Source organism: Bacillus sp. JKS001846 (assembly GCF_900176455.1).
GTDB classification, from domain to species: Bacteria; Bacillota; Bacilli; order Bacillales; family Bacillaceae_G; genus Bacillus_A; species Bacillus_A cereus.
This window is the reverse complement of sequence record NZ_FWYG01000001.1, coordinates 2,459,334-2,482,120: the sequence shown is the minus strand read 5'-3', so window position 1 is coordinate 2,482,120 and position 22,787 is coordinate 2,459,334. Positions and strand designations below refer to the sequence as shown.

The following is a 22,787-nucleotide window of genomic DNA, read 5'->3' as shown; positions in this document are numbered from 1 at the left end:
ATGGATATGTATTGTTACAAGTTACTGTTTTACTTTGAGTGCTCCTTTACTTTCTTATCAAGTGCCTTACTATAAGCATCTTTGTTTTCCTGTGATAACTCATAAATTGCTTTTTTCCAATGCTCTCCGTCTACACCTGATAAAAATTCAGTACCTTTCATTGTAGCTTCTTGAATCTTCTGTTTATCTTCTTTACCAGCATCCTTAATTAACTTCGTTGCTTTTCTTGCCTCTGTTACCCCTTCTTGTATGGATTTGTGAATGTCTTTGTATGTATCAGGTACTTTTATGTGTTCCATATTGTCTAAAATTTTATCTATCTCGTTTGATGTTTTTAAAACAGCTTTTGCTTTTTCTTTGTCCTTTAAGGATTCTCCTAAGTTTAGTAATAGTTCATCCTTCTTAAATTGGAACTCTACCACTTGCTCACATATGTAGTACGGATACTGTTGTTCAGAAATTACTGTTTTCGTTATTGCTTTACTAGTTTGCTCAGTCTTATGAGTAGAATCTTTATCTCCTACCTCGCATCCGACTAACAGCATAAATGGAACTGCTAACGTTACTAGTTTCTTTGCTCTCATTATGTATTCTCCTTGTAGAAAGTATTGTAAGTAATTAACATATCAAACTATAACATACATTACATTATGGTTCACTTCCATTACGCTTTTAAAATATAAAATACGAATACACCCCATAAGCCACAAATAAGATTAATAGAATAGAAATGCCGAGTACCGTATATATAATCCATTTTAAATTTGAATTCATATCATCCTCCCACCTCTAGATAATTCCAGTATATAACAAAAAAGCATTGGATACCCAATGCTTTTTACACTTACGCAAATAAAGAAGTATTCGCATATAAAGCTGGTGAACCACCTGAATGTACGAATAAAATATTGTCTTCCTTATTAAATTTATCTTTTCTAATTAAGTCGATTAATCCCGCTACTGCCTTACCTGTATACACTGGATCAAGTAAAATACCTTCTGTTTTCGCAAGTAACTGAACTGCCTCTACCATTTCCGGCGTTGGTAACGCATAGCCTGGTCCTACATATTCATCAAAGCATGTAACAGCGTCGCGCGAGATAAAGTTTGGAATACCAACATGTGCTGAAGTTTCATCTACAAGTTTTGCTACTTTCTCTTCTTGCTCAGCTTTTCCTCTACTTACGTTAATCCCGATTACAGGAATATGGCTTTGTGTTCCAGAAAAACCAGTAACTAAACCAGCATGCATACCGCCGCTACCACTTACACAAACAACTGAACTGAAATCAATTCCTTGCTCAAATGATTGCGCCATAATTTCTTGCGCACAAGCAACGTATCCCATAGCACCCGTAGGGTTTGATCCACCAACTGGAATTACATATGGTGTATTACCTTTTTCACTTACTTCTTGTGCTACTTTATGCATTTCTTCCATAAGATCTGCTCCGTTCGGTACAACAATGACATTTTCAGCACCTAATAAGTGATATAAGAAATAGTTTCCGTTAAAGTCTCTCTTCTCTTCTGGCTCAAGCCCTTCCTCTAATACAAGGATACATTTCATTTTTTCTTTTACCGCAGCTGCCAGTGTCAGGCGGCAATGATTTGACTGAATACCACCAGCTGTAATTAACGTATCTGCACCATTTTCCTGTGCATCTGCAACTAAAAATTCTAATTTTCTCGTCTTATTGCCACCAGCTGTTAAACCAAGTAAATCATCTCGTTTAAAATAAATAGTCGGGCCACCAAGTGCTTCAGAAAAGTTGTTTAACTTTTCAATTGGTGTATATGATTCTGTATATTTTTTTCTCGGGAATTTAGCTAAATTCATTGTAACGCTCCTTTTGTACTTCTTTCACAATATATGTAACGTTACTATTATTACACGTAAAAATGGTGAAGTCATCTTTCTCGGTTAAAAATGTATTAGAATTTCATTTTGATAAGTAAAACCGTATTAATGATTTTAACTTAATTACGGTACATGAAATTTATATCAACGATTTTTCAAATATATCGTTCATTCCTTTCAATATATCAACGATTTTTCAAATATATCTATCGTAACTTGCAATATATCAACGATTTTCTTAATATATCGATCTATCGACAAAAAAACGACAGACAGGCACCCCCTTTCTCATCAACAAAAAAAGAGCCCACACATTCAAATGCAGACTCCCTCCAATCACTTATTTACCGAAAAACGAAGTAACTGCGTTAATCCCGGCTCTAAATTCATTTCACCTTTATGACGTACGTATACGACTTTATCTCCATCAAATTTCGGAGGGTTTGCTTTACTATACGTATGCCACTCATTCGTTCCTTCTATAGAATACTCCATATATTCAGTTGCACCGACAATTATATTTTTACTATCATCTGCCGTTACATTTGGTGTCATCTGCGCAATTTTTGAATCACTAATTAATAACTTCTTTATATCCTTATCACGTTTGTAATCGTAAGCTGTCACAATTACATCGTTACCATATGCTTTCACTTGTAACCCTTGTTTAAATGAATAGCCATCTGGAGCAGTTTTCTCTCCTCCATTTGGTCCTGCTGACATCCAGCCTGTTTCAATCCCGCCCGTATTTACAACAGTGAAACCTTTTTCATCTCCACCTTTAATTTTCTTTTTACCAGCCCAGTCAGGTAAGTTTAAATCCCAATGCGTATGACTCGTGAAGAAAACAACCTGCGGATAGTCTTTTAATATATCGTACAATTTATCCACGTTTAAATAATCTTGTAAATATGGTGATTGTCTTGATCCAGATACTGTATCAGGTAAAACGTGATGAGAGAAAATAAAGATTGGTTTATTTTTATCTTTTTGACTATACTCTTCTAAATTTTGTTTTAACCAACCTAATTGCTCATCACTCATATATACTTCATCCCACATTTTTGAATCGTGGTATTTCATATATTTTTCAGTTCCTAAAAATAAAAGTGGATAGCCATCTAATTCTTTTTTATGATATACCTTTTCTTGTCCACTAAATTTCAGATAGCGGTTAAATAAAGTTTCCTCAGTTACACCATTTGGCCATGTACTTTGAGAGAGTTTCCCATCTGCTGTCCATTTACCAGCATAAAACTCATGATTCCCAACAGTAGACCATACATTTTCCGGATGCTTATTTTTATTTAACACACGCTTTACATCATCATATTGTGACTGTTGTCCAGTCGACGTTATATCCCCATTCATAATAAGCGCTCTAGAAAGTGGCGTTACTTTATTCATATCTTTTAATACGTGATCAAAATCTCCTAAATCACCTTGAATGTCACTAATAACATTAAAAGTTGTAGCTGATTTTCGAACTTGCTCTTTCCCTTCCGCATGTGCTGAAAATGTCGGTAATAATGCCACCATAACTGCTAACGAAGCAACTGTCTTTTTCATACAAATTCTCCCCCTAATAATAGAATGTACCAACTGACATGTTCTGCTTCTCTTAGGTGCTTGTCCAATTCACATTATAGGGGGAGATTGTAAAGATTAATGGAATAAAAAATTAAGTGTTTTTTAAGAGATTTTGTCTTTTCTACACACTCCACAATTAGCAATTCGCGCCAATCTAGCTTTCTAGTCTTTAACATTACATAAATGTAAATGAATATGATGAATCTCTTAGTTTAATATGTTGTCTTTTTAATCTCTGTTATATAACCGCCACAAAATATGCTATCTTTTCAAGTTTTCTTTCTTTAATAAACGTTACTCCTCTTTTAATTAGCCTTAAAATTGTAAAGTGGCTTAATAATATGTTTAATATCAATTGTTTCTTTTGTATTCTCAATAATTTCATCCATTGGCTTATATACCATTGGTGCTTCATCTAAAGTACTTTCTGCAACAGATGTAGTCCAAACCTCTGTCATTGTATTTTGAAAATCCTCTAAGTTAAGTACTTCTTTCGCCTTCTTGCGACTCATAATACGCCCTGCTCCATGAGGGCCAGAAAAGTTCCAATCTGGATTTCCTTTACCAAATGCAATGATTGAACCATCTCTCATATTGATTGGAATGATTACTCGTTCATTTTTCTGAGCTGAAATAGCACCTTTTCGTAGAATCATATTTTCCATATCGATGTAGTTATGAATTGTAGTGAATTGATCGGTTACTTTCCAATCCATTTTAGTGACGATTTCATCAATCATTGCCTTACGATTTAACTCTGCATATTTTTGTGCAATTTTCATATCATTCATGTAATCTTTAAATCCTTGTCCTTCTAAATAAGCTAATTCTTTGCGAATCACCGGTTTCTTAATTTCACGTAAAGCTTCATGTATTTCTTGTTGTCTACCTTCTTTCGTTAAACGCTCAATCAGTTCTTCTTTAATAGATTTAACGTTTATAAGTTGCTCGTAAGCAAAGTTTTGATAATACTCTGCTACTTGTTTCCCTAAATTACGCGAACCACTATGAATGACAATGTATACATTTCCTTTATCATCCTCATTCAGTTCGACAAAATGATTGCCCCCGCCAAGTGTACCAATACTTTTTTGAGCACGTTGCAATGTAAACGGGGCTCTTACACTATCAAAATCAATCATTTTTGAAAATCTATGTTCCTTATCTCGAATACGAAAACCACTTGGGACAAATTTACGTATCGTTTCGTCTAAGTGATCGAAGTTGATTTCCTCTTTTTTCTTATTAATCATAACAACTTCCATGCCACAACCAATATCGTACTTACCTCTCAGTTTCCTGAAAGAGTGGACTATACCTTCTCTACAGTCATCGAGATATGCAGTCTCTACTGTAGGCTCACCGTATTAATTATTCCTCTTCAATTCAAAATAGATGAGGAATAATTCTGTACCTTAGTCTGCTAACATGGTACAAGTCTCTGAACCATTCGATTATGTCACCATAACCACTGGCTGCTGATTGCCCTCGCCTTTTATCGTTAGGGTTCCCAGTCAATTGAGTGAGTAGTTTAAAGTCTGAGCCGATTAGTTAACCCCGACTAAATTAGGAACAATCTTATCTTGAATTGTCATTGTTGTCCCAATCGTGCAACCTGCACCCGCATGTGTATCTGGCATAATACGAATCTTGCTATCCTTTACGAATTCTTGGTTACAAAGATCAATAATTTGACCTGCTGCAGTTTTTTCTACATTCGTAGTAAACACTTTTGCTTCATTGTATTTCCCTTGTAATTTCAACATCTTCTATTTCCCCTTTCCTTTAGTTTCTACAAAACATTAATTTATATATATTTATAATTATATTTTCCACCACTACAGCTCATTTCCTTTTTTATAAAAAAAGACACAGAGATTCCTCCCCATGCCTACTAATTTCCTACCTTTTCACCGCATGCACATAATGCACTGTCTCAAAAGCTTTCAAATAATCGTTTCGTCCTTCAAAATATAATTTATTTATGTCTTCTGGCGATAAATGTTCATAAATGAGTAAGCCCGCCTTCTCTAACAGTGCTTCCATTTCGGCATAAGAAAAACATGATTTCATCGGTTCTCCGCCTACCGCAGCCATTTTTACCATATTTTCAACTCGATTGGACAGTCCCTTTTCCGTAAACAAGTTTTCATCGGGATAATCGAAAACGATAGAACTTCCTGCCGGAACCACCTCAAATAAACATTCTATTAAACTAGAAAGTTCCTCTTTCGTTAAATAGTACGTTACACCTAATAGACTAAAGAACGTCTTTTTATTTTCAAATCCTTCATTCCGTAACTGCTCATAGAAAAATCCTTTCGTGAAATCCATCGAAACAAAATGAAGGTTATTTGGAACTTCAAGTTCTACTTCTTTTATTCTTTCCTTCTTAAACGCCTGCGTAGAAGGATGATCCACTTCAAATATTTCTATTTTATTCTCTAACTCTCGGTTTCTAAAACTGAACGTATCTAAGCCTGCACCGAGTATGACGTATTGTTTCGCTCCTAATGTAATTTCATGTAGTAATACTCTTTCACAATATGCGGCACGTGCTAAAGGTGTTGGTGATAACTGAACTTGTGTAATCCATTTTAATATTTCTTTTGGATTGTCTTGAAACCGCTCTGCAATGTCTGTATTGAAAAAGTGAATCCCTTGAACCATGTTCGTTTCAATATTGTTACGTTCTTTTGGCGATATGAATTCTTTAGCGATATAATCATCAAAGACCTTCGGATTATCAAATTCACTATGATATGCCCTGCTGAAAGCTGATACTAACGACGTTACACTTGCTTCACCTTGTTTCACGTCCATACACTCTCCTTCATTTTTACAACAAAAATAGGGTTCCCCTGGCCAGGAGAACCCTATTATACACTTTATTTTTATATTGGTAAATTATAGAATAAATAAGTTTTTTTGTCAAGTTTTCAGCCTACTAACGCTCAACAATTTGTGTAATCTCTAGCAGGAAGATTTCGATCTACACCGAATATTCCAGTTCATAACAATACAAATGGAGGGCGTCATGAAAAGATTAGTCATCATTACAGTTGGAAAAACACACAGTGGAAAAACTACATTTGCAAGAGCATTAGAAAAAGAGTTACCCCACTCTTTCGTTATGGATCAAGATAATCAAGCTGAATTTATTAACACGCATTACGAAAAATTACAGCCGGCTAAAGGCCCTAATACATTTAAGCACGGTCTTTCAAAATTCATTGTTGATTATGCGAAAGAACATACAAATTTACACCTTATTATTAGTAACTCCAATCGCAGTAAAAATGGAAGGTTATATTTACTAAACGAATTATTTCCACAGAATGAATATGTACGCATACTCGTTCATTTTGACATTCCAGATGATGTACTTTACGAAAGAGTGGCTCGAAGCACGCGAAGTACCAATATTTTTAGAGGTGGATATTCTAGTTTCAAAGAAGTATTTGATCGACAATAAACTGAATCACTTCACGATGATGTGGTAGATCCTATAGAAAATGAGGCTGATTATTTGTTTGTTATTCGCAATAATAAAGATATAAGCTTTACTATTGAAGAAATTGTTCATCTAGCTAAAGATTTATCCCCTACTCCAAAATAAGAGATTATAAAAATTACATAATCATAGATTATTATGCAAATACTTCCTCTAGACGGCGCAGATGGTATATAATGATGGAAGAATCTACTTCTATATGCTCATTTTTACACAAAACAGTTCATGCATATGAAAGAAAAGAGGTACAAAAATATGAAAACAAAACAAACAATCGCTGCGTCTACACTAGCTTTAGCAATGATTGCTGGCGCGAACTCTGCTCATGCGGAAGTAAATGATACTACTCCCCAGCAAAGTACAGGAGATCGATTAGCTGAAATTAAGCAACATAAACAAGAGTTAGATGCGAAATTACAGCAACAAAAAGAAAACGTGGATCAAACATTAAACGAACTTAACAAAGTTAAGGAAAATGTTGATACGAAGGTGAATGAACTACATGAACGTAAACAAGTTGCTGATGAAAAAATTAACGAAGTTAAACAGCATAAACAAGAACTAGATGCAAAACTGCAGCAAGACAAACAAATTGCCGAAGATAAAATCGCTGAAATTAAAGAGCATAAAAAACAAGTAGAAGATAAAGTTGCTGAAGTAAAAGAACATAAGCAAAATATCGATAACAAAGTGAATGAGATTAAAGAACATAAACAAACTGTCGATGAAAAAGTGAATGAAATGAAGCAACATAAAGAGAACATTGATCAAAAGGTTAATGAACTTAAGGAAGTTAAAAAACAAGTAGATGAAAAATTAGCTGAGTTAAAAAAAGCGAAACAAACTGCTGAGGATAAACTCGCTGAACTAAAAGAAAACAAGCCGAATACTGGTAACACGTTAGAGGAACTTAAGAAAATTAAAGGCAATTTAGACAGTCTTTCCGCTAACTTAGAACTAGCTAAACAAGATGTAAAAAACAAACTAGCTGAATTACAAAAGGCTAGAGAAGATTTACTAAATAAAATTAACGAAATTAAACAATCGAAACAAACTGTTTCAGATGATTTATCAAAGAAAAAACAAGACTTAGATATTAAAATCAACGACTTTAAGCATACTGAGAAAAAAATTGACGACAAATTAGCTGAGTTACATACAACGAAGCAAAATGTTGACAACAAGATTAATGAAGTATCACAGTCTAAACAAACGCAAGCAGATAATGGTACTAAAAACAATAACGCTAAAGAACTTCCTAACGCTGGTAGCGAGCAATCAAACAATATGCCTCTAGGAATGCTATCTGTATTAGGCGGTGTTTTATTACTTACTCGTAATAAAATTAAAACGTTATTCTCAAAATAAAGCCATTATACTTATTAAAAACAATTATACAAAAGGCCAACTGCATGTACGGTTGGCCCTTTTTCTTTATATTAATTGTCCATCTCGAAGCGTCAATATACGGTCACATACATCCAGCATTCTTTCATCATGTGTAATCATAATTGCTGCTTTTTGGCTCTCTTTCACTTCACGTTTCATCATTTCAACAACTTCACGTGCGCGTTTTGAGTCTAAGCTTGCAGTTGGTTCATCCGCTAATATTAAATCTGGGTTGTTCATGAACGCACGAGCGATTGCTACCCTTTGTTTTTCTCCGCCAGATAGTTGATTTGGATAATGATTTTTTCTTTCTCCTAATCCAAATGCTGCTAATAAATGATCAGCACGCTTTTCGGATTCTTGTTTACTTTCTTTTTTTAGCTTTGCAATGTAAAGCAATTGTTCTTTTACATTTAAATATGGAACAAGATTTGCGAACTGGAAAATGAAGCCGATTTTTTTCAAACGAATGTCCGTCATTTCCTTTTCTGATAGCTTCGTAATATTTTGCTCGCGAATGTAAATATCCCCTTTTGACGGTGATAATAATGCACCCGCGATTGATAATAACGTACTTTTTCCTGATCCAGAAGGACCGACGATTCCGATAAATTCTCCGGCTTTCACATCAAGCGATATCGGATGAAGGGCTGTTACTTCCGTATTCCCTTCTCCGTACACTTTACTTACTTTGTCTAATTTTAATAATGAAGTCATTACATCCCGCCTCCAATTGCTTCTAATGCATCAACTTTTAATACTTGGTATAACGAAATAAGTGTTCCTAAAATACTAATTACGATAAAGATTGCTGCATATTGCGCAATCATCGGTGTTGTTAATAAGAACGGCATACCTGCTGGTAAAATTTGTTCTAACCCTTGTACAAGAACGATACTGATTACCATCGCAACGACTGATAAGAATAACGCCTGCACGACTAAGCTATTTGCTAAATACGAGTTCTTTGTACCGATTGCTTTTAATACACCTAATTGCTGTGTTTTTTGCAGTGTAATAACGTAGAAGAATACACCGATTAGTAATGCAGCGATAACAAGTAAGAACGCAATGATCATCGTTAATGTTCCTTGTTCTTCTTTAAATCCTGGAATACTTTGTAGCACTTCTTTTTTGTCAATTACGTGTGCATTTTTAATCTCTTTATCTGTGTTAAGTGCAATTGCACTATAATCTTTTTGGTTTGGTTGTGAAATAGCACCCCATACGTCTTCATTTACATAAACGACTGGTGTATGGCTAAACATTTGATCTTTCGTAAATCCAACGATTGTAAATTCTTTCTTTGAAACAGGATCAATAATTGTATCTCCAATATTAATTCCTTTTTCTTTAATTGATTCGTCAGCAACCATTTCGTTATTTGCTGTACCTAATTTCTCACCTTTTACAATTTTGGGTTCTAAAAATGAATCACGTTCACTTGAGAAAATAGCGACATCCACTTTTTTCGAACTATCTTTCTTTTCATATGTTGAAACTTTTACACGAAACGGAACGGCCTCTTTCTCGCCTACTTGATTGACTACGTTATCTACATCGTCTTTCTTAATTTGTGAACGAAGTAATTTATTTTCCGCATCATCTGCTAAAACGAACTTATTTGCCTCCATATTTTGAATCGATGAAGCATTATCATATGATAGTCCATTTGCTAATCCTGAAATAACAAGAACTAAAAATGATAATAACACCATAATCAGTCCGATTAATCCGTATCTTAATTTTGATTGTTTCAATTCACGCAGAGCTAAAAACATTTCGCTCGCTCCTTCCTCTTTCTTTCTATGCACTTATCATAAAAAAGAAATATGAACGGAATATGAACAGAAGATTACAGAGGGGAAATTAAATTACATCTGATACTTTTTGAGCGCGGGAAAGGTGTGGCTTTATAGCAGAAATGGGAGTACGTGAAATTTATATCAGCGATTTTTCAAATATATCAGCGCAACTCGAATTATATCGGCGCAACTCAAATTATATCAGCGATTTTCCGATTATATCGACTTGCCGACATAAAACGACAAAAAAGAGGCAGTTCCGAAACAGCCTCTTTCTTTCCATCTATTTCGGAAGCTCCACCCGGACGGTCGTTCCTTCCCCCTTCGTACTATACACCGAAACGTTTCCATGATGCAGTTCAACAATCTTCTGCACAATCGACAATCCCAAACCGCTACCTTCTACGTTTCTCGTCCTTGCTGTATCTACTTTGTAAAAACGGTCAAAAATACGATCCATTTCTTCTTTTTCCATACCGATTCCGTTGTCTGATATAGAAATAATGACACTAGACTCTAACTCTTCGACGAAAAACTCAATCGTTCCACCATCGTTTGAAAACTTAATGCTATTCGTGAAAATGTTACTCCAAACTTGATGAAGTAAGTTTTCATCACCTTTTATAGTGATATCTGGCACATTAAATTCAACGGCGATATCTTTTTCCCGCCATTTCCACTCAAGCATAAAAATGACGTCTTTAATTTGCTTCTGCAGATTGAATTCTCTTATTTGTAGAACCTTTTCCTCTTTATCTAATGAAGCGAGCGTAAGTAACTGTTTACATAAACTAGACATTCGCTTACTTTCACCCTCAATAATTTGTAAGTAATGATTTCTTTCTTCCTCACTCATCTTTTCTGTTTGCAACGTCTTTGAAAAACCTTGTATGGAAGAAAGTGGCGACTGAAATTCATGTGAAACGTTCGAAACGAATTCTTGTCTCATTTCATCTAGTTCTTTAATACTCTTCGTCATCTTTTGGAAGCTTGTAGATAACGTTCCTATTTCATCTTTTCGTTTTACATCTAATTCAATTTCATATTCCCCACTCGCAATTTTTTGCGTAGCCTTCGTAAATTTACGGATTGGGCGAACGATGTAACCTGCTGCAATCGCTATAAAAATAATACTTAATAGTACGATAAACCCTAATAATACCGCTAGAAAAATTCTCATCTCGCCGAATTGTTGTTGAACGTCAGGGCGAATGAATAAAGCGTACTGTTTATCACCGTGTTGTACTGGGACACCGACGCTATTAATTAATTCATTATCGAAAAAACCTGTAATAAAGAGGCGCGTTGGATAAGTAGAAACACCATTAAATGTCTCCCCCTGCAATACTTTATGAACGGTATCATCACTTATTGTCGTCTTACGAAACGCATTACCGATACGCTTTCCATTCTTTTGATCATCAACAATGTAAATCTCATACCCTAATTTTGCAATAGAATGCAAATACGTCTCTTGATTTTCTTCACTTTGCTTTTCATATAACGATTTAACTTCTTCCGCATACTTTAAAATCTTTTCACTGTTATATGGTTTTAACTTCACTTGATAATATACGTTCGTTAATAAAAAGCCGATAATACTACTAAGTAGCATAATGCCGACCGTCATAAATACAAATCTAGAATATAGTGATTTCATCTTATTTCAACTCCAACTTATACCCGAGGCCGCGCACTGTTGTAATTTGAAAATCATCCGTTCGTTTTGAGAAACGATCTCGCAGCCTTTTCACATGAACATCAACTGTTCGTTCATCTCCTTCAAAATCCATTCCCCATACTAATTCAATTAGCTCTTCTCTTGAAAATGTTCTTCCAGGATAACTAGCAAGTTGTGATAATAACTCAAATTCCTTTAAAGGAAGCAAAATTGTTTGACCGTTACACTTTACTTCTACACCTTTTCGATCAATTGTCGTTCCGTGCAACGTAATAATATCTGCACTCAGCATTTGATAACGTCGTAATAAAGCTTTCATACGGAAAATCACTTCAGCTGGTTCAAATGGTTTTACGATATAATCGTCCGTACCAGAAATGAATCCTTTTTCTTTATCAACTAACTGATCTTTCGCCGTTAATAAAATAACCGGTATATCATGATACTTCCGGATTTCTTCACATAACGTATAGCCATCAACGAACGGCATCATAATGTCTACGATCGCAAGATGAATATTTTCCTTCTCTAAAACATCTTGCGCTACCTTTCCATCTTCTGCTTCAAAAACTTTAAACCCCTCTTTTTGTAAATGGTAATGCAACAACTCTCTAATATGCTTATCATCATCAGCTAATAAAATATGTATCATCTTCATTAAACCCTCTCTCGTTCATCCTTCTACATCACTACATTAAGAAACAATTGGATTTTTTGCAAGAAAAAGAAAAAGAAAAAGAAAAAGAATCTATTTTGAAAAAAGATTATTCAAAATAGATTCTTACGTTTTAGTATTAAGATTATTTTAATCAAAAACAATTTCTAAGCCTTCGAAATATCAACAAACCCTTCTCCGAACACATCACGAACATCGTGTATAGCGATGAACGCCGCCGGATCCGTAGTTTGAACAATCCGCTTTAACTTCACTACTTCTTGCTTATTAATAACAACATAAAGAATTTCCTTCGGCGTTTTCGTGTAATAGCCATGACCTGAATACACGGTAACCCCTCTCCCCATTAAGGTTGTCACCTTCCCGGCAATTTCATCTGGATTATCAGAAATAATCGTAATAGCCTTCTTCGGATTTAACCCTTCAATTACAAATTCCATCACTTTCGTTGCTACATATAGCATAATAATTGTTATCATCAGTTTTTCTGCACCAATGATGAAATAAGATGAAAATGCAACGATTAAATCGAAGAACAGTAGACCGTAGCTAATGCTCCAGCCTAAATATTTATGTGTCATCCTTGCTAAGATCGTAGTACCTGCAGTTGTTCCGCCAACGCGAATGATAAGACCAATACCACACCCGATAAATATTCCTCCGAAAATGGCATTTACAAGCATTTCATCCGAAGCAATCGTCCAGCCTTCTGTTAAATGAAGAAATAGCGAGTTAGTCACTACAGCGATAATCGTATAAATTGTTGTGATTTTATTTAAAAATTTATAACCGACTATTAACAAAATCGCATTTAAAATTAAGTTAACTAAACCTGGTGACCATTCAAATAAATAGTACGTAATAATCGTGATACCTGTTACCCCACCCTCACCAAACTCGTTCGGGATAACAAATAAATTGACACCTAAAGCAAAAAGAAATGCACCAATAATAATAAAAATAATGTCTGTCGTTCTTTTTTTCATACAGTACCTCACTTCTTATGTAAATATTTATTCTGTCATAAACTCTCACCATTATATCGTGGAATATTCAAATCGAACAGTGGTTTGTTTTTTATTTTAATATAGGATGATAAATCAACTTTATCCTATATCCACTTGTAATTAAGAAAGTAAAATAACTGTATTTATTATGTACTACAACTAAAGTTTTGATTTCACATGCAATTCATGCTAAAAATGAATAGGAACACGTACTCGCATTAACTTCGAGTACAAAACAAATAGGCGAAGCTATAGAATAGGCTTCGCATCAAACGTGTGCTCACAGAGATTTATATTCATAAATCTCTGATTTTTTCACTTATCTTTCTCCATATACTCTTTAATTTTTCGTTCTTCCCATTCTTTTCCGAATATCCCAAATGGAAAAGTTGTTAAACCGTGTATAACGATACCAATCCCCCAACCTCCAAGTGGATATAAAAACCATAATTTACTTGAATCAGAGCTTATATTTATGAAAAAAAGCATTAAGTTAACTAATATATAGACCGTTAAATGAATGTAAAACGCTTTTAAATTCTCCACTCTTTTTTTAGCTCGTAAATAATTCTCATCTCGCTCCATATATAAACACCTCTTTCATTATTGTATTTTTTAACTCGCTCCGATTTAAACATCATATTCTAGTCGGATATCCCTTATTCTCAAAAAATACAAAGCAAAAAAGTATCCAGCAAATGGTCATACACATCACCATTTGCTGGATACTACATGATACATTTGTTATTTACAGGATTTTAATTAAGACCAAATCCATACACCATCATTATTTTCAGCGTTCGTCTTTGCTTCATGAACTTTTTCAATATGGTCAACTGTGTTCCAATTAATAGAACTTCCGCCCCACCCTACATACTTCATATCAATTTTCACTTTCTCACCCGCATTAAATACTTGTCCCTTTGTTAAGAAAACATCAATAATAGCTTTCTTCCCATTTAGCGATGGATACTCAACTACAACATATTTAGTAGCACCGTCTCCCTCATCTTCCATCGTTCCTACTTTTGATACTTCTCCAATTACATAATTAGGTGAGCCATCTTCTTTCATGTGCATACCTAACTTGTTTGTTGTATTTTCAACTGCAGTTGCAACCATATATTCTGTAAAATTACGCATCATAGATCCAGTAGCTTTTACTTCATCTCCTACTTTCACATTTGAAAGTGAATCAATATACACACTAACCGGTTCCTCATATTGCTTAGATTTTACAACAATTACACCGTTATCTACTTCTACTACTTGTCCTTCTAACGTCGAGAAATTCGATTCAATAGAAGCTGCACTCGCTTTTGTTACTTCTAGTCCTGGTAAATTTGTTCCTGATAATGCTGCGATCCCTAAAGCACCTGCTAAAATTAATTTTTTCATACCCATTATGAAACATCTCCATTCACGATGATTTTATTTTTTTGATTGGTATCGACCAACCTGTAATCATTATAGTTACAGGTAGTGAAAATAACAACCGTTTTCCTCATGCAATGTTGCATACTTTGATTTTCAAATATAAATAGGTTATTCCTATATTCAACACTAAGACTGAATTCTTGAATCCCAGCAGGTAAACGGATTGATGATGAAGAAACTAATGTCATACATCATGTATTTCAATGATACAGTTTGTATAATCGTAGTCCATTACATTCTGTAGCAGCGGAGTTAACATGTTAATAAAACCAAAGAGGTTACAAGCAGAAGACACCGTGACAACAGTAAGTCCTTCATGGGGAGGCGCAGGTGATTCTGAGATAAGATAACGATATGACAGGGCTCAAATAAATAAAAACACTCCTATAAGATATGACTGTGAATTAGTACTTTTTAAATGATATGGAGATTACTTATCTAATGATAAAGGGGGATTTACGTGTATGGAAGTAACATTTACAGTAAGTAAATGGGATGAAAAACTAATTGATGATACTAGAAAAGATTTCCCTATTAATATTGCCCATGTTGAATATGATATTGATGGAGAATTAAAAGGAAAAGCTTTTGTTGAATACTTATTATATTATCTAGACTCAAATATAAATGATGGTCACTTGGCTACGGCTAAAATTTCTGGATTTTTACACTTTGAAGGAATTTATAAGGGGCAACAAGGGACATTCACAGCTATAGAGCAAGGAATATTTGATAAAGGAAATTTAGATTCCCCAGGAACAATTATTAAAGCTACCGGTAACTTAGAAAATCTGAGAGGGTCCTATAATTATCAGTTTACAGGTCAAACTAGTAAACTGATTTTAGAGTTTGAATTTTAGCAAAATACCTTACATTTTAGCAGAAAGGACATTTCTTGTAATACTCGGAATGTCCTTTTTGTTGACGAGCTTATTCAACTATTTTCTAATAGTTAAGAAAAGAACAGAATATACGTTATGGGGGAATTAAAACGCTAAGCCTGAGAGGCATGGAGAACCCACTTATTCATTACTTCTCCTACTAAAGAATAATCCCCGAAAAACTTCCCTTCATAACTTCTTTTCCAACTTGATTCACACATGTAAACATCGCAATTATCTTTGTACGTTTTTTTCATCAGGTTCTAATTGTTCAATTGTTACGTCACAACGAATAGTTACTATTAATTGGTGACTTTCGATCAAATGAAAATCGCCTCTTATAGAGAGCAGTTTTACTTATATTTATTCTTATGCAAATTCTGAAGCATATTCTTCGTATGTCTTTAATGTATTAAGCAATCGAGCTGATTCAATCATGATTTCGTTCGAAGAATCAAAATCGTCCCATTCGCTCCACTCAACAGCTCCGTATCTATAATAATTGTATAAAGGGTCCGATTTATTAACTTTGATTAGTCTTTCTTCATTAGCCACTGGTCCAATGCTATTGACACAATCGTCTGTTAATATGGAGTACCCATATATTGTGTCAACACCGAACCTAGTTAAAAGTTCGTTATAATGACAACGAATTGCATTTTTCAATTCAACATAAAAACTTTTTTGAAGATGCATTTTCATCGTATTTCCTCCATTTTTTTGTAGCGACCTGCTGTTACATATTTCAATCTTAACATGAAAATCAACATTAAACGTTAACTGAGCCAAAATAAGAAAAACCGAAACTCAAATCATTTCGGTTTTTCAAAACTATAGAAGTCAATATTTACTTTAAAGAATGAACAAACAACCCACTACGCAGTTTCGGTTCAAACCACGTTGATTTCGGCGGCATGACTTCTCCGGCATCTGCGATTGCTAATAAATCTTCCATAGATGTCGGATATAATGCGAATGCTGCTTTGTATTCGCCGCTGTTCACAAGGCGTTCTAGTTCTTCTAGCCCCCGTATTCCGCCAACAAAATCAATGCGTGAATCAGAACGCGGATCATGTATTTCAAGTACTTGGCTTAATAAATGATCTTGCAGAATAGATACATCTAAACCTCTAACAAGATCATTCGCATCAAATGTTTCTTCTTTCACAGTAAGCTTATACCACTTCTCATTTACATACATTCCAAATGCTTTTGGTTCATTTGGTTTATACGGAGAAACAGGTGCTTCTTCTACATAGAAGTATTGCTTGATTTGTTTTAAAAACTGTTCTTCTGATAAACCGTTTAAATCTTTCACAACTCGGTTATAGTCCCAAATCGATAATTCATCATGAGGGAATAGAACCGATAAGAAGAAATTAAATTCCTCTTCTCCTGTGTAATTTGGATATTGTTCTCTTCTCATAAGTCCTACTTTTGCAGCTGATGCAGAACGGTGATGCCCATCTGCAATATAAAGATTAGGAATATCTTCAAATGCGTTTACTAAAGTCGTAATTACATCTTCATCTGCAATCTTCCACGCAACATGCTTAACACCGTCTTCTGCTGTAAATGTATAAATTGGCGCATGCTCTTCTTTCCAGCTTCTAATTAAATGCTTTACTTCATCTTTTGTACGGTAAGTTAAAAATATCGGACCTGTATTTGCGTCACACACATCTACGTGGCGAATACGATCTAGTTCTTTTTCATGACGTGTTCTTTCATGTTTTTTAATTGTATCATCTTCATACTCATCAATAGATGTACAAACGACAAGGCCTGACTGCGTTCTTCCTTGCATCGTCAGTTCATAAATATATAGCGCTGGCTCTTCATCTTGTATGAACACTTCTTCTCGTATAAATTGCTTTAAATTGTCGCCCGCTTTTTCATACACGCGATCATCATACGGTGACAATTCAGGATCTAAATCAATTTCTGCTTTATCAACATGCAAGAAAGAATATGGATTCCCTTTTACAACTTCCCTTGCCTCTTCACTATTTAATACGTCATACGGTAAAGCTGCCACTTGTGCCGCTTTTTCCTCTACTGGACGAATGGCCCGAAACGGTCGTATTTTTGCCACATTCCTCTCTCCTTTACACAATCATTCGAACGGCTACAACACCTGTAATTTTGCTTATATTTTCTACAATATTCTCTTTTATTATATCATCAATTCCGTTATCGATATCAATCATTGTGTATGCCCAAGAATGTTTACTACGATTAATCATATCGGCAATATTAATATGATGTTCCGCTAAGCATCCTGTAATTTGCCCTACCATATTCGGGACGTTTTGATGCATAATTGTAATTCGTTTCTTTCCGATATACGGCAATTCTACGTTTGGATAATTTACTGAGTTACGAATATTTCCTGTCTCTAAATATTCACGTAATTGACGCGCCGCCATTACTGCACAATTTTCTTCCGATTCAGACGTTGATGCACCAAGGTGAGGCGTCGCTGTTACATTTTTCATCTTTATTACATTTTCATTCGGGAAATCCGTTACGTAATGTGTAATAATATCTTCTTCTAATGCTGTTTGAAGAACCTTTTCATCTACAAGTTCTCCTCTAGAGAAATTAAATAGACGCATCCCTCTTTTCATCTTCTCTACAGCGTGTTCCCCAATAATCCCCTTCGTTTGATTCGTAAGAGGAATATGCAGTGTAATATAATCACACGTTGCAAAAATTTCATCAAGGCTAAATGCTCTTTGCACATGTGTAGAAAGACGCCAAGCTGTTTCAACTGAAATATAAGGATCATATCCGATAACATCCATGCCTAACGCTAACGCATCGTTCGCAACTAAAGCACCGATTGCGCCAAGTCCGATAACACCTAGACGTTTCCCTGCAATTTCTGATCCAACAAATTGTTTTTTTCCTGATTCAACAAGCTGTGGTACTTCTTCACCCTCTAAGTTTTTCGTCCAACTTACACCATTAATAATGTTACGTGAAGACATAATAAGACTGGCAATAATGAGTTCCTTTACAGCGTTTGCATTTGCCCCCGGCGTGTTAAATACTACAATTCCTTTTTCTGTACATCGCTCGACAGGAATATTATTTACACCAGCGCCAGCTCTTGCAATCGCCTTTAAGTCTTTTGAAAACTCTTCTTGATGTAGAGAGTAGCTACGAAGCAAAATTCCATCTGGATGATTGATTCTATCTCCTACTTCATAACGTTCTTCAGTAAAAACTTGCAAACCTTTTTCTGCAATTTGATTTAACGTTTGAACACGAAACATATCCCCATCTCCCTATCTATTCTCAAGCTCAAATTCCTTCATATAATCTACTAATCGTTTTACGCCGTGTGCTGGCATCGCATTGTAAATACTGGCACGCATACCGCCAACTGAGCGATGTCCTTTTAACGTAACAAGGCCGCGTTCCTTCGCTTTTTGTAAAAACTCATTGTTAAGTTCTTCTGACGGTGTTGTAAATGGAATGTTCATAAGTGATCGATACGCAGGATCAACTGGTGAAGTAAACAATTTAGATTCATCTAAAAAATGATAAATAAGTGAAGATTTCATTCTATTTTGTTCTTCAATCGCAGATACTCCGCCTTGCTCTTTCAACCACTCTAGTACAAGTTTTGTTACGTAAATACTAAAGGATGGCGGTGTATTATATAAGGAGTTATTTTTACTGTAAGTTTCATAATTTAACATTGTCGGACAAGAGCGATCTGCTCCCCCAATTAAATCTCTTTTTATAATAGCAATCGTTAAGCCCGCTGGTCCTAAATTCTTTTGCGCCCCTGCGTATATAAGACCAAACTTCGAAACATCATATTGTTCTGACAAAATATTTGAAGACATATCCGCAACGAGCGGCACTCTTTCTATATGTGGAATATCCACATATTTTGTCCCCTCAATTGTATTATTCGTTGTAATATGTACATAATCTAGTTTTTCATCGCTTAGTAAACCGTCCAGTTTAGGAATCGTAGTAAACTTCTCTTGCTCGGAAGAAGCAATTACTTGTACTTCTCCAACTTTTTCGGCTTCTTGTAGTGCCTTTTTAGACCATGAGCCAGTTAGTACGTATCCAGCTTTTTTATACGTATTCATTAAGTTCAGTGGTATCATAGAGAATTGTAATGATGCACCGCCTTGTAAAAATAAAACTTCATACTCATCAGGGATGCTCATTAATTCACGAAGTAAGTTACTCGCTTCCTCTATAATACTTTGAAAATAAGAAGATCGATGACTCATTTCCATAATAGACATGCCTGTCCCGTTATAATTTACAAGCTCCTTTTGCACTTTCTCTAAAACTGGCAAAGGGAGTATTGATGGTCCTGCTGAAAAATTATAGACTCTCTCCATTACCCTCATAACCTCCCTATTTCTCATTTTTATTAATTTTTAAACTTTCTGAATTATAACCTAAAATATAATATACGGTCAATTTGTTTTCTATTATTACGGCGCAAGACGCGATGGAATCGCTTGCAAGTGCAGACTTTTTTATGGACATATAAAAAAGTGTTAAGTACATAATCGTACTTAACACTCTAATAATGAAAGAATAATAGCTAGTCGTTCGTAAAGAACCGATCAAAAATTTGATAAATAGCAGAAAGACCAATGAGCCAATAAATAGTGTCCACAAGCGCCGGCATAGAACCAAACCATTTCTCAACTACATTGTAATCTAACGCTACCAATAACCAATTCAAACCGCCAAGAATCACCAAAATTACTGTAAGGTAAGACAAAAATTTCATTATGATTGCCCCCTAGGTGATAAGATGGTGAAAGGCCTTTCACTAAAAATATATGTAGTAAACTTTAAAACTTACCTATTTTATAAAAATTATTTTCGGTACCACCCGTTAATAACTGTCTCTGCTTCTTTACTATGTATTTGATACGCATGTGTACTATCATTAGAGCCAATAAACCAAATTGAAAAACCTTTAAAATATGGTTTCGGTTCTAATACATCTCGGTAAGCACGCCATCCATTTAATTGTACATCTTTCGAAAACACATTTGAAACATCTGGATTCCATGGATTTTGTAATCCAAGTTCACGTGCTGGAACGTTAAATCCACCAAAATAAACTGGCTTTCCTGTTGCATTATGTAATTGTTCCAATTGCTGAACAACATTTTGCCCACGATTATATACTGTCGTCGCAAATAAACTTTGCTTCACTTCTTCATATGACGGATTTCTTTTTCCAGAAACTTCAAACCAACTATCGATACTAACAATATCTACCTTCTTTAAATACGGACGGTTTATTTTCTCTATAAACTTCTCTTCATAAGAAGGATCCCAGCTTGCTGTTAACCACCAGTTCATTTGATACAAAATATTTCCTTTATACTGATTACGAACAAAATCAATTGTATCGCTCCAGTATCCTTCTGCATACTCCATATTCACGAAATTAGAAGCAATCTTTAGTCCATACACATTGTATTTACTTGTAATGGAATTAAAAATATCTTGCAGAATAACCGTCTTCCAATTCCAGAAGAAATCATTAATGTTACTTGGGTTCCATTCTGTCTCTCCAACATTCCCCTGCTGAATATATGGGAACGGTTCCACTATAACTTGAATATTACGCTTTAATAATTCTTGAATTAAAATAATAGCTTGTTGCTTTTGCGCTTGATTAATTACCATGTTAGTAGAAGTCACATTTGGGATATCTACTTGAATCGGTACATTTACTGTATTTAAATTTAAGCGCTCCACATCCGCTAATACTTTCGCTACATTTCCAACTTCCCATACTGTTACGTTTCCTGATTTGATTTTTCCAGATTGAACAGTATTTACATCTGCCTGTACGTTTCCTTGAAAACAAAAAGAAAACAACATAATAAACACTCCTAAAAAACTTATTAAACTCTTATTTTTCTTCACAACTTTCCCCCTATAATTTTTGCCTTTCTTGATTATTTTATACAACGTTTCACATTTATTCCAGAAAAAAAATGAAGTACCGTTCAACTATATTCATATAAATCTTCTAAAAATAGTAGGAAAAATAAAAAAGGAGCAGATTTCCGCTCCTTTTTATCCTTTTACGATTGAAATTATTGAATCCCTTCTGGTAACTTAATTGAATCAAACTTTTCATATGAATCAATCTTTATACTCACAACTGCATCCAAATTTTCCTTATCTGTACTAGCTTTTTTATCTGAGTTACTTTCACTCACTTTTATAGTTGTTCGCATCTCTTCAAATTTATAATCTTTTGTTATTATATATTCAATGTTAAACGCATCCATATTAAATCCTTCCGTTAATTTTTTCATATCTCCATTAATTTTTTGTAACGTATCTACCGCTTCTTTTCCCTTTAATTCAAGTGTAAGTTTATATGTGTCTCCATCTTTCTTTGCTTTCATTTTCTTAGCCAAAGCTTCCGGTAAATCTAACTCATTAAGTAAATTTTTACTGACCATTACATCATTTACATTAAATTGATTATTAGGTATCGTAACTAACTCTCCTGTATCAGGGTTTTTCACTTGAGCAGCGACCTTTCCATCTACTTCATACGTTACAATATCTGTACCACTTATTTTCATTTCAGCTCTAGAATTCTTCAGTTTCGGCTCCATTTGTATTTTCATTTTAATTTCTTCTGATTGGCCGCTCCCCTTCATTGACATAAGAGATGTCAATGTAAGATATTCCTCTTGTTTTAATCCGTCAGCTGCTTTTTTAAAAATATCTTTCGCTACTAACTCTTTTTCTTTTTTTACAGATACTGTTTTAGGTCCACTTGTTTTTTCACTGCTACAACCAGTTGTTAAACCTACTATTAGCGCCAAACTAGATATTACAACCATTTTCTTCATACTGATTCTCCCCATTTCCCACTTAAAAATATTTTCATCCCATGTATAGTAAATCAACTGAAATA

Annotated in this window: 22 protein-coding genes and 1 pseudogene; 3 read left to right on the top strand and 20 right to left on the bottom strand. The window is 34.6% G+C overall.

Features of this window, described 5'->3' with window-relative positions; genetic code table 11:
- Nucleotides 1-29 precede the first annotated feature (29 nt).
- The 6 genes from B9A45_RS13450 to B9A45_RS13415 form a co-directional block, all read right to left on the bottom strand.
- A complete protein-coding gene (locus tag B9A45_RS13450; RefSeq protein ID WP_001201801.1) occupies nt 30-584 on the bottom strand; it encodes a hypothetical protein in 555 nt (184 codons plus the stop codon).
- A 260-nt stretch (nt 585-844) separates the two neighbouring features.
- Nucleotides 845-1,840, bottom strand: coding sequence for a D-cysteate sulfo-lyase (locus B9A45_RS13440; RefSeq protein ID WP_001046619.1), 996 nt, complete (start codon nt 1,838-1,840; stop codon nt 845-847).
- A 357-nt stretch (nt 1,841-2,197) separates the two neighbouring features.
- A complete protein-coding gene (locus B9A45_RS13430; RefSeq protein WP_084064128.1) occupies nt 2,198-3,430 on the bottom strand; it encodes a DUF4073 domain-containing protein in 1,233 nt (410 codons plus the stop codon).
- Nucleotides 3,431-3,756: 326 nt separating this feature from the next.
- Nucleotides 3,757-4,716 (bottom strand): RtcB family protein, encoded by a 960-nt coding sequence (locus B9A45_RS13425; RefSeq protein WP_000454390.1) that lies wholly within the window; start codon nt 4,714-4,716, stop codon nt 3,757-3,759.
- A gap of 282 nt (nt 4,717-4,998) precedes the next feature.
- Nucleotides 4,999-5,217: an RtcB family protein gene (locus B9A45_RS13420; protein ID WP_000916240.1), complete on the bottom strand. Its 219-nt coding sequence runs from the start codon at nt 5,215-5,217 to the stop codon at nt 4,999-5,001.
- Between the two features lie 136 nt (nt 5,218-5,353).
- A complete protein-coding gene (locus B9A45_RS13415; RefSeq protein ID WP_084064127.1) occupies nt 5,354-6,274 on the bottom strand; it encodes a class I SAM-dependent methyltransferase in 921 nt (306 codons plus the stop codon).
- Between the two features lie 214 nt (nt 6,275-6,488).
- Here B9A45_RS13415 and B9A45_RS13410 point away from each other — a divergent pair.
- Nucleotides 6,489-7,070, top strand: a pseudogene (locus B9A45_RS13410) (ATP-binding protein).
- A gap of 150 nt (nt 7,071-7,220) precedes the next feature.
- The gene (locus B9A45_RS13405; protein WP_058839541.1) at nt 7,221-8,333 is read left to right on the top strand and encodes an LPXTG cell wall anchor domain-containing protein; all 1,113 of its coding nucleotides are present in this window, start codon (nt 7,221-7,223) and stop codon (nt 8,331-8,333) included.
- Between the two features lie 66 nt (nt 8,334-8,399).
- On the opposite strand, the gene B9A45_RS13400 is transcribed toward B9A45_RS13405, so the two are convergent.
- The 7 genes from B9A45_RS13400 to B9A45_RS13365 form a co-directional block, all read right to left on the bottom strand.
- Nucleotides 8,400-9,071: an ABC transporter ATP-binding protein gene (locus B9A45_RS13400; protein ID WP_000202587.1), complete on the bottom strand. Its 672-nt coding sequence runs from the start codon at nt 9,069-9,071 to the stop codon at nt 8,400-8,402.
- The gene (locus B9A45_RS13395; RefSeq protein ID WP_058839540.1) at nt 9,071-10,135 is read right to left on the bottom strand and encodes an ABC transporter permease; all 1,065 of its coding nucleotides are present in this window, start codon (nt 10,133-10,135) and stop codon (nt 9,071-9,073) included. Before B9A45_RS13395 ends, B9A45_RS13400 begins: the two co-directional genes overlap by 1 nt.
- 307 nt (nt 10,136-10,442) lie before the next feature.
- On the bottom strand, nt 10,443-11,819 hold the full coding sequence (locus tag B9A45_RS13385; RefSeq protein ID WP_000839528.1) for a sensor histidine kinase: 1,377 nt from the start codon (nt 11,817-11,819) through the stop codon (nt 10,443-10,445).
- 1 nt (nt 11,820) lies between these two features.
- Entirely contained in the window at nt 11,821-12,498 is a 678-nt protein-coding gene (locus B9A45_RS13380; protein WP_000781961.1) for a response regulator transcription factor, read from the bottom strand.
- A 164-nt stretch (nt 12,499-12,662) separates the two neighbouring features.
- Complete coding sequence (locus B9A45_RS13375) at nt 12,663-13,502, bottom strand: YitT family protein (RefSeq protein ID WP_000747492.1); 840 nt, start codon at nt 13,500-13,502, stop codon at nt 12,663-12,665.
- A gap of 336 nt (nt 13,503-13,838) precedes the next feature.
- Entirely contained in the window at nt 13,839-14,108 is a 270-nt protein-coding gene (locus tag B9A45_RS13370) for a 2TM domain-containing protein (protein ID WP_000438994.1), read from the bottom strand.
- A gap of 177 nt (nt 14,109-14,285) precedes the next feature.
- Nucleotides 14,286-14,927: an ATP F0F1 synthase subunit alpha gene (locus B9A45_RS13365; RefSeq protein WP_084064126.1), complete on the bottom strand. Its 642-nt coding sequence runs from the start codon at nt 14,925-14,927 to the stop codon at nt 14,286-14,288.
- A 497-nt stretch (nt 14,928-15,424) separates the two neighbouring features.
- Here B9A45_RS13365 and B9A45_RS13360 point away from each other — a divergent pair, with 497 nt between their 5' ends.
- On the top strand, nt 15,425-15,820 hold the full coding sequence (locus B9A45_RS13360) for a DUF3224 domain-containing protein (protein WP_000454079.1): 396 nt from the start codon (nt 15,425-15,427) through the stop codon (nt 15,818-15,820).
- Between the two features lie 390 nt (nt 15,821-16,210).
- Here the strand turns inward: B9A45_RS13360 and B9A45_RS13355 are convergent, their stop codons facing one another.
- The 7 genes from B9A45_RS13355 to B9A45_RS13325 all read right to left on the bottom strand — a co-directional run bounded on the left by B9A45_RS13355 (nt 16,211) and on the right by B9A45_RS13325 (nt 22,722).
- Nucleotides 16,211-16,543, bottom strand: a complete 333-nt coding sequence (locus B9A45_RS13355) for a DUF4303 domain-containing protein (RefSeq protein ID WP_084064125.1) — start codon at nt 16,541-16,543, stop codon at nt 16,211-16,213.
- 145 nt (nt 16,544-16,688) lie between these two features.
- Nucleotides 16,689-17,936: a DUF1015 domain-containing protein gene (locus tag B9A45_RS13350; RefSeq protein WP_001063069.1), complete on the bottom strand. Its 1,248-nt coding sequence runs from the start codon at nt 17,934-17,936 to the stop codon at nt 16,689-16,691.
- Nucleotides 17,937-17,949: 13 nt separating this feature from the next.
- Nucleotides 17,950-19,122: a 3-phosphoglycerate dehydrogenase family protein gene (locus B9A45_RS13345; RefSeq protein ID WP_000490230.1), complete on the bottom strand. Its 1,173-nt coding sequence runs from the start codon at nt 19,120-19,122 to the stop codon at nt 17,950-17,952.
- A 12-nt stretch (nt 19,123-19,134) separates the two neighbouring features.
- Nucleotides 19,135-20,217: a 3-phosphoserine/phosphohydroxythreonine transaminase gene (serC, locus tag B9A45_RS13340; RefSeq protein ID WP_000442941.1), complete on the bottom strand. Its 1,083-nt coding sequence runs from the start codon at nt 20,215-20,217 to the stop codon at nt 19,135-19,137.
- A gap of 209 nt (nt 20,218-20,426) precedes the next feature.
- Nucleotides 20,427-20,618: a DUF378 domain-containing protein gene (locus B9A45_RS13335; protein WP_000670805.1), complete on the bottom strand. Its 192-nt coding sequence runs from the start codon at nt 20,616-20,618 to the stop codon at nt 20,427-20,429.
- An 89-nt stretch (nt 20,619-20,707) separates the two neighbouring features.
- Nucleotides 20,708-21,775 carry a glycoside hydrolase family 113 gene (locus tag B9A45_RS13330; RefSeq protein WP_000739760.1) on the bottom strand — a complete coding sequence of 356 codons (1,068 nt, stop codon included), beginning with the start codon at nt 21,773-21,775 and terminating at the stop codon, nt 20,708-20,710.
- Between the two features lie 173 nt (nt 21,776-21,948).
- On the bottom strand, nt 21,949-22,722 hold the full coding sequence (locus B9A45_RS13325) for a DUF6612 family protein (RefSeq protein ID WP_084064124.1): 774 nt from the start codon (nt 22,720-22,722) through the stop codon (nt 21,949-21,951).
- Between the last annotated feature and the right edge of the window lie 65 nt (nt 22,723-22,787).